Here is a 14,956-nt window from a genome sequence, read left to right as displayed (position 1 = left end):
CACCCGAACCGGTAGCCACCCCCGCTGACTCGCAGACGCCGGATCCTACTGTGGAGCCAGCTGCCCAGCATGAGTCCTCGGATTCCGCCCCGTCCACCCCCGGCCCGAACCCTGCCACCACGCCGGATGCTGACGGCACCGTCACCGTCCCAGATGAGCCGGCGCAGGATGTGCCTGCTGACACCGAGAGCGCATCGAGCACTGTGTCGGCGAATGCGCTGGCAGGTGAGACTAGCCAGCAGGAGGCCGACACGCCTTCGCCTCGGCGCGCCGCTGAGCACGCCGACGACGAGGCCCTGGTCTCTGCAACCTCAGCCATCGACGTTCCCGGTTGTCCCCCGCTGCGTGGTTTCGGGCGTATCCCCGTCCACAACGTCCACCCTGAGGTCGAGGGTGGTCAATTGCCGATCTACTCAGTCGTCGACGAGGAGTTCGAGGTCACGGCCAATGTCTTTCGTGAGGGCCACGACGCCGTGGGCGCCAGCGTCGTCCTCACTGACCCGGATGGCAACCGTCATGTCACCGACATGCATCAGGTCGATCCCTGGGGCTTGGACATCTGGACCGCCCGTGTCTCGGCCGGTACCGAGGGCGACTGGACGATGCACGTCGAGGGCTGGTCGGACACCTGGGGTACCTGGCACCACAATGCTGACGCCAAACTGGCCGCTGGCATCGACATCGAGCTCGTCTGCGCCGAGGGTCACGCGCTCATCAGTGAGGCCATCACCCATGCCGAGCACGCCGGCGACGCCGACGCCGTGGTAGCCCTGCGCGAGGCCGATGCCAGCCTCACCCCTGACCGTGCCCCGGACTCGCTGCGCCAGGTCATCAACACCTTCGCCTTTTCCCAGGCGATGCGTATCCATGCCCCGCGCCCGTTGACCTCCCCCACCACCCCGGCCCCACTTCGGGTGGAGAGGCGTCGGGCCCTCTATGGCTCGTGGTACGAGTTCTTCCCACGGTCGCAGGGCGCCCACATCGGCGAGGACGGCCACTGGGTCTCAGGCACCTTCGACTCCTCCTGGCAGCGACTCGACGCCGCCGCTGCGATGGGATTCGACGTCGTGTATCTGCCGCCGATCCATCCCATCGGAACCACCTTCCGCAAGGGCAAGGACAACACTCTGACCCCTGGACCCGATGATCCCGGTTCGCCGTGGGCCATTGGTTCTGCAGCCGGCGGCCACGACGCCATCCACCCCGATCTGGGCACCTTCGAGGACTTCGACCGCTTCGTCGCCCATGCCCATGAGCTGGGTATGGAAGTGGCCTTGGACTTCGCCCTGCAGGCATCCCCGGACCACCCGTGGGTCACAGAGCACCCGGAGTGGTTCACCACCCGCGTCGACGGCACCATCGCCTACGCGGAGAACCCGCCGAAGAAGTATCAGGACATCTATCCGATCAACTTCGACAACGACCCGGAGGGCATCTACCACGAGTGCCTGCGGCTGCTCGAGTTGTGGATCTCCCACGGGGTGACGATCTTCCGAGTCGACAACCCGCACACCAAACCGCTCAACTTCTGGGCCTGGTTGTTGGAACAAGTGCATCGCCGTCATCCGGAGGTCATCTTCCTGGCCGAGGCCTTCACCCGTCCCGAGATGATGGGTGCCCTGGGCAAGGTCGGCTTCCAGCAGGGCTACTCCTACTTCACGTGGCGCACCGCCAAGTGGGAGTTGGAGGAGTACCTCGATGAGGTCTCCCACCAGAGCGCCCACTTCTACCGCCCGAACTTCTTCACCAACACCCCCGACATCAACCCGATCTACCTCAACGACGGCAACCCCGCCGGATTCGCCATCCGGGCGATCCTCGCGGCAACCATGAGCCCGTCCTGGGGCATGTACTCCGGGTTCGAGATCTGTGAGCATGAACCCCTGCCCGGACGCGAGGAGTACGCCCACTCCGAGAAGTACGAGTACCGTCCGCGCGACTTCGACTCCGAGTCGAACATCACACTGCTGGTCACCCGGCTCAACGAGATTCGCCGCGCCCACCCGGCCCTGCAACAGCTGCGTGACACCACCATTCACCATGCTCCCCACGACAACGTCTTCGTGTTCTCCAAGAAGGCTGGCGACGACGTCGTCATCGTCATCGTCTCGCTGGATCCGGTGTGGGGTGTGGAGTCGCAGATCATGCTGGACATGGCTGCTCTTGGCCTGGGAGACGAGGACACCTTCGAGGTCCACGACGAGCTCACGGGTGCCGACTTCACCTGGGGACAGGAAGCCTTCGTCAGGCTCTACCCCGCCCAGCCGGCCCACATCCTGCACGTGCGGAAGACCACCTCATGACCCATTCCTCCTACACCCCGGCCGAGGACATTCCAGAGACCCTGGCACCGACCGGGGCTCTCGGACTCACCTCGGCCCAGTTGCAGGCCAAGCTCGACGAGATTCACCCGATCGGATCGATCGATCGCACAGACACCGAGTGGTTCCGCACCGCCGTCTTCTACGAGGTCCTGGTGCGCTCCTTCAAGGACTCCAACGGTGACGGCACCGGCGACTTCAAGGGGTTGACCGAGAAACTCGACTACCTGCAGTGGCTGGGAGTGGACTGCCTGTGGCTTCCCCCCTTCTACGACTCCCCGCTCCACGACGGCGGCTACGACATCCGCGACTACCGCTGGATCCGCGAGGAGCTGGGCACGATCGAGGATTTCAAGGTCTTCCTCGACGGCGCCCACGACCGTGGCTTGCGCGTCATCATTGATTTCGTCATGAACCACACCTCGGACTCCCACCCCTGGTTCCAGTCTTCCCGAGCCGATCCTGACGGCCCCTACGGCAACTACTACGTGTGGGCCGACACCGACGAGGCTTACTCGCAGGCTCGTGTCATCTTCTGCGACACCGAGGATTCCAACTGGTCCTGGGATTCCGAACGCAAGCAGTTCTACTGGCACCGCTTCTTCCACCACCAACCCGACCTCAACTTCGACGAACCTCGGGTCATGGAGGAGATGCTTGACGCTGTTCGGTTCTGGATGGACCTGGGCATCGACGGTTTCCGTCTCGACGCCGTCCCCTACCTCATCGAGGAAGAGGGAACCAACTGCGAGAACTTGCCGGGAACCCACACGATCCTCAAACAACTGCGTGCCATGGTCGACGAGGAGTACCCCGGCCGCATCCTGCTGTGCGAGGCCAACCAGTGGCCCGACGACGTCGTCGCCTACTTCGGTGACGGTGACGAGTGCCAGATGGCCTTCCACTTCCCCGTCATGCCACGTCTGTACATGGGCCTGCGCCGCGGGTCCAGGGAGTGCATCAGCGAGATCCTGGCCGCCACCCCGGACATCCCGGCGGGGTGCCAGTGGGCAACCTTCCTGCGCAACCATGACGAGCTCACCCTCGAGATGGTGACCGAGGAGGACCGCCAGTACATGTGGGAGGAATACGCTCCCGAACCGCGCTGGCGATGCAACCTGGGCATTCGTCGCCGGTTGAGCCCCCTGCTCGACAACGACGAGGCCAAGGTTCGTCTGCTCAATGCCATGTTGCTGTCCCTGCCCGGCTCCCCGGTGCTCTACTACGGTGACGAGATCGGCATGGGCGATGACCCGTGGCTTCCTGACCGCGATGGCGTGCGCACCCCGATGCAGTGGGACGATTCCGAGACAGCGGGTTTCTCAACCGCTCTGCCGGAGGATTTCCACCTGCCTCTCATCCACACCTTTGGCCACGGCCCCGAGGACGTCAACGTCGCACGCCAGATGGACGACTCGTCCTCCCTGCTGGTGTGGACCCGCGCCATGCTGGGCATCCGTCGTCATCACCCGGTGTTCGGAACTGGCAAGTTCACCGATCTGGGCGGCGAGGACATGGCCGTGATGTCCTTCCTACGCCACGACGAGGACACCACCATCCTGTGCCTGGCCAATCTCTCCGACACCGATCGGACCGTCACCCTCGACCTGCCGCAGTTCGCAGGGATGACGGGAGTGTCGCTCATTCACGGCCAGGATGCCCATCCGGTCGAGGCCGACGGAACCCTGACGGTTGCCATGCCGCCCTATGGTTACCGATGGCTGCAGATGACCGGGGAGGAGTCGTCATGACCGCATGGGACGACGCACAGGTCCGGGACCGGATGTGGGACCACATCAGCACTGCTCGGTGGTTCTCCGGCAAGGGTCGAGGTGGCACGTTGGCCCGGCTGCTGCCGCTGGCCCCGGTCGTTGACCTCGATGACCTGACCGTGCTGCCCGTCATTGCCATGGTCTGCTACCCGCAGGCCCCTGAGGAGTATTACCAACTCCTGCTGGCCCTGCGCCCGGGAACCCGTGATGGCCTGGCGCAGTTGCACGTCAATGGTGAGACCGTCACGGTCACCGACGCCATTGCCGACCAAGAGTGTCTGACGGTGTGGGCCCGGACCATTCTCGAGGCTGACCCTCACGCCGCGGACGGCACATGGCAGGTTCATCGTCGCCTCGACCCCCCTGAACCGGTGCGATCAGTCGACGTTTTTGGCGGCGAGCAGTCAAACACCTCGATCATGGTCGGCGATGCCATCATGATCAAGGTCTTCCGTCGCCTCGAACCCGGTGACAACCTCGACATCGCCATTCACGGGGCCCTCAACGATGCCGGCGTCTCCTCGGTGGCCAAGCTCTACGGCCACATCAGCGGCCAGATCCCTGCCGACGAGGACATCAACACCGATCTGGCCATGATCGTCGAGAGGCTCCCCCAGCCTCAGGACGGGTGGGAACTCATCTGTGAGAAGGCCGCCGTTCTGGAAGACGTCACCGACCTCGTCGCTGACCTGGGCCGATGCCTGCGGACCACCCATGCTGCGTTGGAGCACACCTTCGACACCGCCGAGGTGGACGGGAACCAGATCGCCGACGACATGGTGCGTCGCCTCGACGCTGCCGTCGCGGCAGCCCCGGCGCTGGAACCGCATCGCGATGTCCTCGCCACTCGTTTCGAGAAGTTGCGCGGTCGCCGTCTGGCCGCTCAGCAGGTGCACGGGGACTTCCACCTCGGGCAGACCTTGCTGACCCCTGACGGCTGGCGAATCATCGACTTCGAGGGAGAACCCCTCAAGCCCCTGACCGAACGGCGCCTACCCGATTCTCGCTGGCGTGACGTGGCAGGAATGATGCGCTCGCTGTCCTATGCCACCTCGGCCCATGCTGAACCCACCGCCCCGCAGACCTTGGCGTGGGCGCAACGGGCCCGCGACGCCTTCCTGGACGGCTACGGTCGACCAGATGACGCCGAGAGCGACGTCTTGGCCGCCTACGAGGCCGACAAGGCCGGATACGAAACCGTCTACGAAACCCTCAACCGGCCGACATGGATTGACATCCCCCTGTCGGCGATCCGGGCCATGGAGCAGGATGGATGATGCCCATGCCCACCCACACATCTGCGTCGAGTCAGCGACCCGACGGCCATACCCACACCAACGACATGCCAGGAGGACGACATGGCTCACGATGAGTTCGGAGGACTCACCGGTTGGGACCTCGAGGGGTTCCATTCCGGTGGGGACACGGAGGTGTGGAAGAGACTGGGCTCCCACGTCGTCACCATTGTCGACGACGAGCGCGGCCCCATCACCGGAACCCGGTTCGCCGTCTGGGCCCCCAATGCCCAGGCTGTCGAGGTGATCGCAGACTTCAACTGGTGGACCGGCGACCCGATGCGTCTCATCCCGGGCTCTGGTGTCTGGGGCACCTTCATCGAGGGGGTGGGAGAGGGCACCCTCTACAAGTTCCGCATCCAGGACCAGGGGGGCACCTGGCACGAGAAGGTCGACCCCATGGCCCGCTTCAGCGAGCAGGCCCCGCAGAACGCCTCCATCGTCACCGAGACCCACTACGAGTGGAATGACGACGAGTGGATCGCCCGCCGTGAGGCCGCTCACGCCCACGCCGAGCCGATGAGCGTCTACGAGGTCCACCTGGGCGGATGGCGTCAAGGGCTGACCTACCGTCAGCTCGCTGACGAGCTGGTCAGTTACGTGACCTGGCAGGGGTACACCCACGTGGAGTTCATGCCGCTGGCCGAGCATCCCTTCGCTCCATCGTGGGGCTACCAGGTCACCGGATACTTCTCTCCGACCAGCCGTTACGGCTCCCCCGACGATCTGCGTTACCTCATCGACAAGCTTCACCAGGCCGGCATCGGCGTCATCATGGACTGGGTTCCCGGACACTTCCCCAAGGACGACTGGGCCCTGGGACGCTTCGACGGCACCGCCCTCTACGAGCACGCCGATCCGCGTCAGGGCGAGCACATGGACTGGGGAACCTACATCTTCAACTACGGCCGCAACGAGGTGAAGTCCTTCCTCGTCTCCAATGCGCTGTACTGGATCAGCGAGTTCCACGTCGACGGTCTGCGTGTCGACGCCGTCGCCTCAATGCTGTACCTGGACTACTCCCGCGAGGAGGGGCAGTGGGTGCCCAACAAGTACGGCGGCCGCGAGAACCTGGAGGCCATCGACTTCCTGCGCTACGTCAACTCGCACCTGTACTCGCGCCACCCCGGCATCCTCATGATCGCCGAGGAGTCGACCAGCTTCCCGGGCGTCACCAAACCTGTCGACCACGGTGGCCTGGGATTCGGGTTCAAGTGGAACATGGGCTGGATGAACGACTCCCTGCGCTACATGGAACTCAACCCGTTCCATCGTCAGTACCACCACGGCGAGATGACCTTCGCCATGGTCTACCAGTACTCGGAGAACTTCATCTTGCCGATCAGCCATGACGAGGTTGTGCACGGCAAGGGATCGATGATCACCAAGATGCCCGGTGACGACTGGCAGCAGTTCGCGTCCTTGCGAGCCTTCTACTCCTACATGTGGTCCTTCCCCGGCAAGCAGTTGGTCTTCATGGGTCAGGAGTTCGGCCAGCGTCACGAGTTCGACGAATCGGTCAGCCTGGAATGGTTCGTCGCCGATCTGTGGGGTCATGGTGGTCTCAAGCGCCTCTTCCGCGATCTCAACAAGGTTTACAAGGACAACCCCGCGTTGTGGCAACTCGACTCTGATCCTCGCGGGTTCGAGTGGATCAACGCCGACGACGCCGGCAACAACCTGTTCTCCTGGCTGCGCCGCAGCGAGGACGGCTCGACGATCGCCTGCCTCACGAACTTCTCTCCCAACCCGCAGACCGATTACCGCGTCGGCCTGCCCAAGGAGGGTGTGTGGACCGAGATCCTCAACACCGATTCCTTGGAGTACGACGGGACGGGAGAGTTCGGCAACCTCGGCCAGGTTGTGGCCACCCCGATACCGGTTCCTGACCGCTTCCCGGCCGTCGCCACCGTGTGTGTCCCGCCGATGGGATCGGTATGGCTGCGTCACGACCCCTCGGCAACCGCCACACTGCCCGGCGATCCGGGAATGCAGTGACTGCGACAAGGAGGATCATTCGTGGTCGATGACGAGTCCGATCCCGAGGACTTTCGGATCCAGGTCGAGGTGGTGGGCGACTGCGGTCGCCTTCTCCTCGATGATCCGCCATATCCAGAAGGTCTGACGCGGGCCATTTCTCTGGCCTCCGACGACGCCATCCTTGGCCACGAGGTGCGTCGCTTGGAGGCCCGCGTGGCCGTCGACGACGAAGAGGTCATCCATGCCCTGCACCGGGCCGGATACCGGCGGGAGGGACGACTGCGACAGGCTCGCAACTGCCCGGACGGGTGGGCCGACGAATTCGTCTATTCCCGGCTGGCCACCGACGAGATTTACACGCGGACCGGTCACACCGGCATGCTCGACTCCGTGCTGCCCACCAAACGGGTCATCTCCCATGTCCTGGTCCGAGACGAACTCGGACGCATACTCATGTGTGAGACGACCTACAAGCCCGACTGGGAGCTTCCCGGCGGTGTCGTCGAGCCGGTGGAATCGCCCCACGCCGGTGCGGTGCGCGAGTGCCGGGAGGAGTTGGGGGTCAGCCTCGACATCCCGGCCACCCCCGTGCTCATCGATTGGATGCCCCCTGCGCTGGGGTGGTCTGACGCCATCGAGTTCATCTACGACGCCGGTGTCGTCGACCCTTCCTTGGCTGCCACGATGCGTCCTGGCGACAGCGAGATCGGCCAGTTGCACTGGGTTGATCCTGCTGACGTCCCAGACCACGTCACCGAGCTGTCGGCCCGACGTATCTCGACCATGCTCGCAGATTCCACGCCACGGGCCACGGAAAATGGGTTTTCGTTGTAACCCTGGGGGTGGTGAACGAACGTTCAGCCAAAACGGTTATGCTTCTGCGTCGTTGTCCCGACAAGGGGAGACTGATTACACAGGAGGACCACCTACATGTCATCAACTGCGTCCCAGATCGTGGACGTGGTGGGCGGCCCCGACAACATCGTCGGCCTGACCCATTGCGCCACCCGTCTGCGATTCCAGCTTCGTGACTCCTCGGCCATCGACAAGGCCGACGTGGAGAAGATCCCCGGCGTCATGGGAGCAGTACCCCAGTCGGGCAACCGTTACCAGGTCGTCATCGGCGGGGCGGTCAACAGTGTCTACAACGACATCATGGCACTGCCGAACATGCAGAACCTCGGCTCCAGGAACACAGAGCCCTCCGATGCCGACGTCAAGGCCGCGCATCGTTCCCAGGGTCCGCGCGGAAAGTTCTCCTGGCTCGACAACCTGTTCGAGTACCTGTCGGACTCCTTCCGTCCGATCATGGGAACCCTTCTGGGTGCCTCGCTGTTCATCACCTTCATGGCCCTCATGGGCACCATGGGTGTCATCGGCAACTGGGCCGACTCCCGCGTCTCCCTGCCCCCAAGTTGGCAGTTCGTGAACCTTGCCTGGCAGTGTGTCTTCTACTTCTTGCCACTGCTGGTCGCCTACAACGCCACCAAGCGCCTCAACGCTGACCCCTGGGTGGGATTCTCCGTCATGGCCGTCGTCATGCTCCCCGGGTTCGCCGAGCTCGGTAAGGCGGCCCACCCGCTGTCCCTGGGCGGATTCGAGGTCAACGTCGTCGAGGTCTTCGGCCTGCCGTTGACGATCTTCAACTACGGCTCGCAGGTTTTCCCGCCTCTCATCATGGCGGCCATCCTGGCTCCGTTGTACAAGTGGCTCAAGAAGGTCATCTCCCCCAATGTCCAGATGATCTTCGTGCCCTTCCTGACCATGCTCATCATGATCCCGCTGACGGCCTTCCTCATCGGCCCCATCGGGGTCTACGCCGGCGCTGGCCTGGCCAACGGACTCAAGGCGGTCAACGACGTCTCCCCATTCATCTTCGCCGTCCTCATCCCGTTGCTCTACCCGTTCATGGTTCCGCTGGGTCTGCACTGGCCGCTCAACGCCGTCATGCTGCTCAACATCCAGACCCTAGGCTACGACTACATTCAGGGCCCGATGGGTGCCTGGAACTTTGCCTGCTTCGGCGCCACCGCCGGCGTTTTGTTCTTGTCCATCCGTGACAAGGACGTGACGATGCGTCAGAGCGCAACCGGCGCCCTGGCAGCCGGTCTGCTCGGCGGTATCTCCGAGCCCAGCCTCTACGGCATCCACCTGCGCTACAAGAAGATCTACCCGTCCATGCTGGTGGGCTGTCTTGTCGGTGGTGTCATCATCGGTGCTGGTGGCGGTCTGCACACCCCGGCCTTCGTCTTCACCTCCCTGCTGACGATCCCGGCCTTCGACAACATCGGCCTGTACGCGGTCGCCATCGCAGCCTCCTTCTTCACCGCCATGGCCCTGGTCATCGTGCGCGACTACCGTGACGACGACGAGAAGGCTGCTGCCAAGGCTCGCCGCGCTGAGGCCAAGGCCGCCCAGGCTCGCGGCACCAAGGCCACACCGGGCGCCCTCGCCACTGCATCTGCCGGTGCTGCCACCGCTGGGACTGCGACTGTTGGGACTGTCAGCACCGGGAGTGCTAGCGCTGAAACTGCCACTGTTGGGACTGCCACCGCTGGGAGTGCGACCGCAGTTGCCACCAGGCCCACGACCCAGACCGCCACGGTTGACTCAGCCGAGACCTCCACTGCCGCTGAGGTCGCATCGAAGGCCCTCACCATCACCTCCCCCCTCAAGGGGCGTGCAGTTCCGATCTCCCAGATCCCCGACCCGGTATTCTCCACCGGAGTCGTCGGTGACGGTATCGCCATTGATCCCACTGACAACGTGGTCCTCTGTCCCGCCGACGCCACCGTCATCACGGCCCCCGATTCCGGCCACGCCGTCGGGCTCAAGCTGGATTCGGGCGTCGAGCTGCTCATCCATGTCGGTATCGACACCGTCGAGCTGGACGGTAAGGGATTCGACGTCAAGGTCAAGGCTGGCGACCACGTCGCTGCTGGCCAGCCCTTGGTCGTCTTTGACCCCGCCGTCATCGACGCCGCGGGCTACTCGAGGATCACCCCGGTCCTGGTGACCAATGGGTTCGACTACTCCAACGTCACCGGCATTCCAGCCGACGAGGTCACCACCAGCACCCCGGTCCTCACCGTGGAGAAGTGAGCCGAGCGCGGCCGGGTCCATGACCCGCCGCTCCAATCCCCACAATTCTCACAGATGAAGGGGCCGACACCGTACGGTGTCGGCCCCTTGTCGTCGTGGTCCCGGTGGGCTCTCCTCAGTCGCGCGCAGGCGGAATCGGGGAGGAGATGATCGTCTCAGCGATGCTTCCGGGAACCTCGGCCGTGATGAGGGAACCGTCGGCACGCCGCAGTCCCGAAATCGGGTGGGTTCCGCGCAGACTGGGACGCAGCGGCCCCTGGTCGCTCAACGCGACCCGAACCGGTTCAACGCCGACGTGGTGAAGCTGCCCTCGCACCGTCACCTCGCGGTCATGTCCCGACAGGATCTGGAAGGTGATGGCGTCGCGTTCCAACGTCACGAGCATGTGCGAGTCGCCAATGAGCATGTGGTGCTTGATGGACGTCCACTGGGCCGGCAGACGCGGATCGAAACGCAGGTTCTCCCGGTCATTGCGCATGCCCACGAAGCCATGGACAAGGCAACCCCACACGCCACTGGTCGAGGCGACGTGCACACCATCCGATGCGTTGTGGTGGGTGTCGGCCAGGTCGCAGTAGAGGGCGTCGAGGAAGTACTCCATGGCCATCTCCTGGTGGCCCACCTCGGCTGCCATCACCGACTGCACCACTGCCGACAGGCTGGAGTCACCGGTGGTGATGGGGTCGTAATACTCGAAGTCAGCCAACTTGACGGCCTGGGTGAATTGGTCCCCCTGCAGGAAGAGGGCCAGCACGACGTCGGCCTGCTTGAGCACCTGGAACCGATAGATCACCAGCGGGTGATAGTGCAGCAGAAGCGGGCGCTTGTCGTCGGGGGTGTTGGCGAGGTCCCACAGTTCCCGGGAGAGGAATTGGTCATCCTGAGGATGGATGCCAAAGGTGTCGTCGAAGGGAATGACCATTCCTGCGGCACATTCGTCCCAACCACCGATCTCGTCCTCGGTGAGGTCCAGTTCACAGCACAGATGCTCGAACCACAGCGGGTCCTCGTCCCTCATCCGCCTCATGACACTGGCGGCGTCAATGAGGTTCGCTCGCGCCATGACGTTGGTGTAGAGGTTGTTGTTGACCACCGTGGTGTACTCGTCGGGCCCCGTCACCCCGTGGATGTGAAACTCCCGGCCTCCGTTGATCCGCCAGAAGCCCAGATCTGCCCACATACGCGCCGTCTCGACGAGAACCGGTGCAGCGTCGCGGAAGAGGAAGTTCGTGTCCCCCGTGGCCCGAGCGTGGTTCATGAGGGCGTGAGCGATGTCGGCGTTGATGTGGTATTGGGCGGTACCTGCCGCGTAATAGGCCGACGCTTCCTCGCCGGTGATCGTCCGCCACGGGAAGAGGGCTCCCCGCTCGGACAATTCCTCGGCTCGCCGTCTGGCTTGCGGAAGGGTGTTGACGCGGAACCGCAGGGCATTCTCAGCAATGCGCGGATGAGTGTAGGTCAACATCGGGATGGCGTAGACCTCGGTGTCCCAGAAGTAATGGCCTTCGTACCCGGACCCGGTCACCCCCTTGGCAGGAATACCCAGTTGATCGGCACGCGCGGACGCCTGGGCGATCTGGAAGATGTTCCAGCGCACCGCCTGTTGGATGCCTGCCGGTGCACCGTCAACCTCGACATCGGCCGTCGCCCAGTAGTTGTCGAGCCACTGTCTCTGCTCGTCGTAATAGATCTCGTGTCCTTGTTCCCGGACTCGATCGAGGCTGCGACGAACTCGGTCGAACAGTTCGTGCACCGGCACACCACGCGAGGAGTGATAGGCCACGGCCTTCTCCACTCGGATGGGACGGCCCTGGGTGGCCTCGATGCGATAAACCCGCTTGCCACGTCCGGGCTCGGTGTCGATGAGGGAGACGTACTCATTGTCAGTGGTGATCTCATGATCGGCGCCCACGGCCAGGGTCATCCCGGACCTGGCGGTGTGGAAACCCAGGATCATCCGCCGGTCCGAATGCCAATCCTGCTCAGCGACGAGAACCTGATCAGCGAATTTGCGGGCCTGCCGAGGATCGGCAGTCTGACCCGAGTCCTCGGCACGGGCGTGATACTCGTCCATACCGTCTTGACGATTGAGGATCTGGGAGCTGATGACGATGGGAGCGTCCCCCTCCAGCATCGTCACCTCAATGCTCATCAAGGCCATGTGGCGGTGGGTGAAGGACACCATCCGGGAGGTCGACACTCGCAACAACTTGCCCGCCGGGGTCCGCCACACCAGCTCGCGACGCAGCACCCCTTCGCGGAAATCAATCCATCGCTTGTACGACTGAATCTCGTTGACGCTGAGCAGCAGCGGCTCATCGTCAACGTAGAGCTTCATGAGTTTGGCGTCAGGGACATTGACGATCGTCTGTCCCGTGCGCGCAAAACCATAAGCGTTCTCAGCGTGATGGATGTCCCAGATCTCATGGAATCCATTGATGAAGGTGCCATGGCTGAAGGAGTCACGCCCCTCGGACGGATTACCGCGCATACCGAGGTAACCGTTACCGACCGCAAACAGCGTCTCGGTCTTGCCCAGATCAGCGGTGCTCGGTGCCGTCTCGACGATCGCCCACGGATCGTCCGGGAAACGCCATCGATCCATCGGGTCGGCTCCCACTCGCGTCATGCCATCTCCTCAGCCATCTCGTCCAGGTCATCAACCACTCGGTCAGCACCGGCCTGGAGAAGCCGGTCAGCACCCACGCCGCGATTGACGCCGAGCACCATTGCGAATCCGCCTGCGGCTCCGGCGCGCACCCCCGAGACCGCATCCTCAACGACAACGCATTGATGTGCGGGCACACCGAGCAACTCGGCTCCACGCAGGTAAGTGTCGGGGGCGGGCTTGCCGGCCAAGTTCTCCGCCTTCGCACGGTTGCCATCAACCAGCACCGGGAAATCATCGCTCATACCGGCCGCCTTGAGCACGGCAGCAGCATTGCGCGACGAGGACACCACAGCCATCGGCAGGGCCCGTTCGTGAAGCAACCCCACCCAACGAGCAGACCCCGTGTAAGGCGCAATACCGTCTCGGGTCAACACCGTGTTGAACAGGTCATTCTTTCGATTCCCCAACCCACAGATGGTCTGGGCATCGGGGCCATCGGAGGGGTCCCCCTCCGGAAGCGTGATACCGCGACTGGCGAGGAAGTCCCGTACCCCGTCGTAGCGAGGTTTACCGTCAACATGGGCGAAATAGTCCTCGTCGGTGTAGGGGGCTTGGCCCTCGTGACGAGCCAACTCCTCGTTGAACATCTCTTTCCAGGCACGCATGTGAATGAGTGCGGTAGGGGTGAGGACGCCGTCGAGGTCGAACAGCACGCCATGGAACTTCTCGTCGAATCGGGTCGAGTCCATGACCCCATGCTATTGGTCAATGACGACACGTCCAGCCGCGTTGGGGCAGACTCGCCCCACACATCCACGGTCCGGGAACGTCGGGCCGGGCCGTCATCACGCATGGACGCGCGAATCAGAACAATGCCGCTGCCAGCGAACGTCGCGCGGCCGCCACGTCAGGATCGGACTGTCCCACCATGGCGAACAGTTCCAGCAGGCGAGTACGAGCGGCTTCGCGCTCCTCGTCATGGGTGGTGCGCACCACCTCGATGATGCGGTTGAAGGCATCACCGGTCCGTCCTCCCATGAGCTCGACATCCGCAGCGGCCAGCTGGGCCTCGACGTCGCGAGGATCGCGCTGGGCAGCAGCCAACAGCGCAGCGGGGTCCTTGCCGTCCAACCGCCCCAGCAGGGCTGCCCCGTTGCGTCCCGCGATGAGGACCGAATCATTGGGCTCCTTGGCCAACAGCGCGTCATAGGCCGCGACGGCCTCGTCAAACTTGCCGGCATCCATGAGCTTCTCGGCCTCGATGGTGCGCGGATCAGGTCCGACGGGTTCATCTGGGCTCGCCTGGACCGTCACCGGCTCAGCGCGACCGACCATGCCACCAGCAGTCGCCGCCTGGGTCACCTGAGCGGTCATCTGACGGAATTGCTCCTCGTCGATCGTGCCCTGGGCCAGCGGTGCCAGCTGTCCACCGATGACGGCGACGAGCATGGGGACGGCCTGAACTCCCAGACTTTGAGCCAGCCGAGGCTGGGCGTCGATGTCGACGTGCACCAGCAGCCACGCGCCAGCGGCCTCGTCGGTGACTCGACGCAGTACCTGCGACATCTCTTGGGCACCGTGGGCCTTCGGCGTCGTGAACTCCACCAGCACCGGGTGCTGTACCGACTTCTGGAGCAGGGAGTTGAAATTCTCCTCGGTGCCCTCGACCACCCAGGTCCTGGTGGTTCCCGAACCAGCCGGGACGGGACCGGAGGGAGAGTCGGAGGAACCGGCTGCAGCTGCCAGCCCCGACAGATCGACGGCATCATGACGATGAATCGAGTCAGAAGACATGTCACCCATTCAACCAGACACCCCGTCATCGGTGCCGACCGATGACGCGAACACCCTCATTCCTCATGGTGGCCTACCACA

9 protein-coding genes are annotated in these 14,956 nt (G+C 63.8%); 6 read left to right on the top strand and 3 right to left on the bottom strand.

Annotation, left to right across the window (positions count from 1 at the left end; translation table 11 throughout):
• The first annotated feature begins 203 nt into the window (after positions 1-203).
• The 6 genes from O6R08_RS05035 to O6R08_RS05010 all read left to right on the top strand — a co-directional run bounded on the left by O6R08_RS05035 (position 204) and on the right by O6R08_RS05010 (position 10,470).
• Positions 204-2,303 carry an alpha-1,4-glucan--maltose-1-phosphate maltosyltransferase gene (locus O6R08_RS05035; protein ID WP_408640149.1) on the top strand — a complete coding sequence of 700 codons (2,100 nt, stop codon included), beginning with the start codon at positions 204-206 and terminating at the stop codon, positions 2,301-2,303.
• Positions 2,300-4,072 carry a maltose alpha-D-glucosyltransferase gene (gene treS, locus O6R08_RS05030; protein WP_271419005.1) on the top strand — a complete coding sequence of 591 codons (1,773 nt, stop codon included), beginning with the start codon at positions 2,300-2,302 and terminating at the stop codon, positions 4,070-4,072. The genes O6R08_RS05035 and treS overlap by 4 nt, the downstream gene beginning before the upstream one ends.
• On the top strand, positions 4,069-5,370 hold the full coding sequence (locus O6R08_RS05025; protein WP_271419004.1) for a phosphotransferase: 1,302 nt from the start codon (positions 4,069-4,071) through the stop codon (positions 5,368-5,370). The genes treS and O6R08_RS05025 overlap by 4 nt, the downstream gene beginning before the upstream one ends.
• Before the next feature lie 81 nt (positions 5,371-5,451).
• Positions 5,452-7,386 carry a 1,4-alpha-glucan branching protein GlgB gene (gene glgB / locus O6R08_RS05020; RefSeq protein ID WP_271419003.1) on the top strand — a complete coding sequence of 645 codons (1,935 nt, stop codon included), beginning with the start codon at positions 5,452-5,454 and terminating at the stop codon, positions 7,384-7,386.
• A gap of 21 nt (positions 7,387-7,407) precedes the next feature.
• Positions 7,408-8,202, top strand: a complete 795-nt coding sequence (locus O6R08_RS05015; protein ID WP_271419002.1) for an NUDIX hydrolase — start codon at positions 7,408-7,410, stop codon at positions 8,200-8,202.
• A 96-nt stretch (positions 8,203-8,298) separates the two neighbouring features.
• On the top strand, positions 8,299-10,470 hold the full coding sequence (locus O6R08_RS05010) for a glucose PTS transporter subunit IIA (RefSeq protein WP_271419001.1): 2,172 nt from the start codon (positions 8,299-8,301) through the stop codon (positions 10,468-10,470).
• 115 nt (positions 10,471-10,585) lie between these two features.
• Here the strand turns inward: O6R08_RS05010 and O6R08_RS05005 are convergent, their stop codons facing one another.
• The 3 genes from O6R08_RS05005 to O6R08_RS04995 form a co-directional block, all read right to left on the bottom strand.
• The gene (locus O6R08_RS05005) at positions 10,586-13,099 is read right to left on the bottom strand and encodes a glycoside hydrolase family 65 protein (protein ID WP_271419000.1); all 2,514 of its coding nucleotides are present in this window, start codon (positions 13,097-13,099) and stop codon (positions 10,586-10,588) included.
• A complete protein-coding gene (locus O6R08_RS05000; RefSeq protein ID WP_271418999.1) occupies positions 13,096-13,830 on the bottom strand; it encodes an HAD family hydrolase in 735 nt (244 codons plus the stop codon). The genes O6R08_RS05005 and O6R08_RS05000 overlap by 4 nt, the downstream gene beginning before the upstream one ends.
• A gap of 115 nt (positions 13,831-13,945) precedes the next feature.
• Complete coding sequence (locus tag O6R08_RS04995; RefSeq protein ID WP_271418998.1) at positions 13,946-14,884, bottom strand: tetratricopeptide repeat protein; 939 nt, start codon at positions 14,882-14,884, stop codon at positions 13,946-13,948.
• Positions 14,885-14,956 lie beyond the last annotated feature (72 nt).

The sequence above is a fragment of the Cutibacterium equinum genome, assembly GCF_028021195.1.
In the GTDB taxonomy this organism is placed as follows: Bacteria; Actinomycetota; Actinomycetes; order Propionibacteriales; family Propionibacteriaceae; genus Cutibacterium; species Cutibacterium equinum.
Note: the sequence above shows the minus strand (reverse complement) of the source record. Positions and strands in the feature narration are given on the sequence as shown.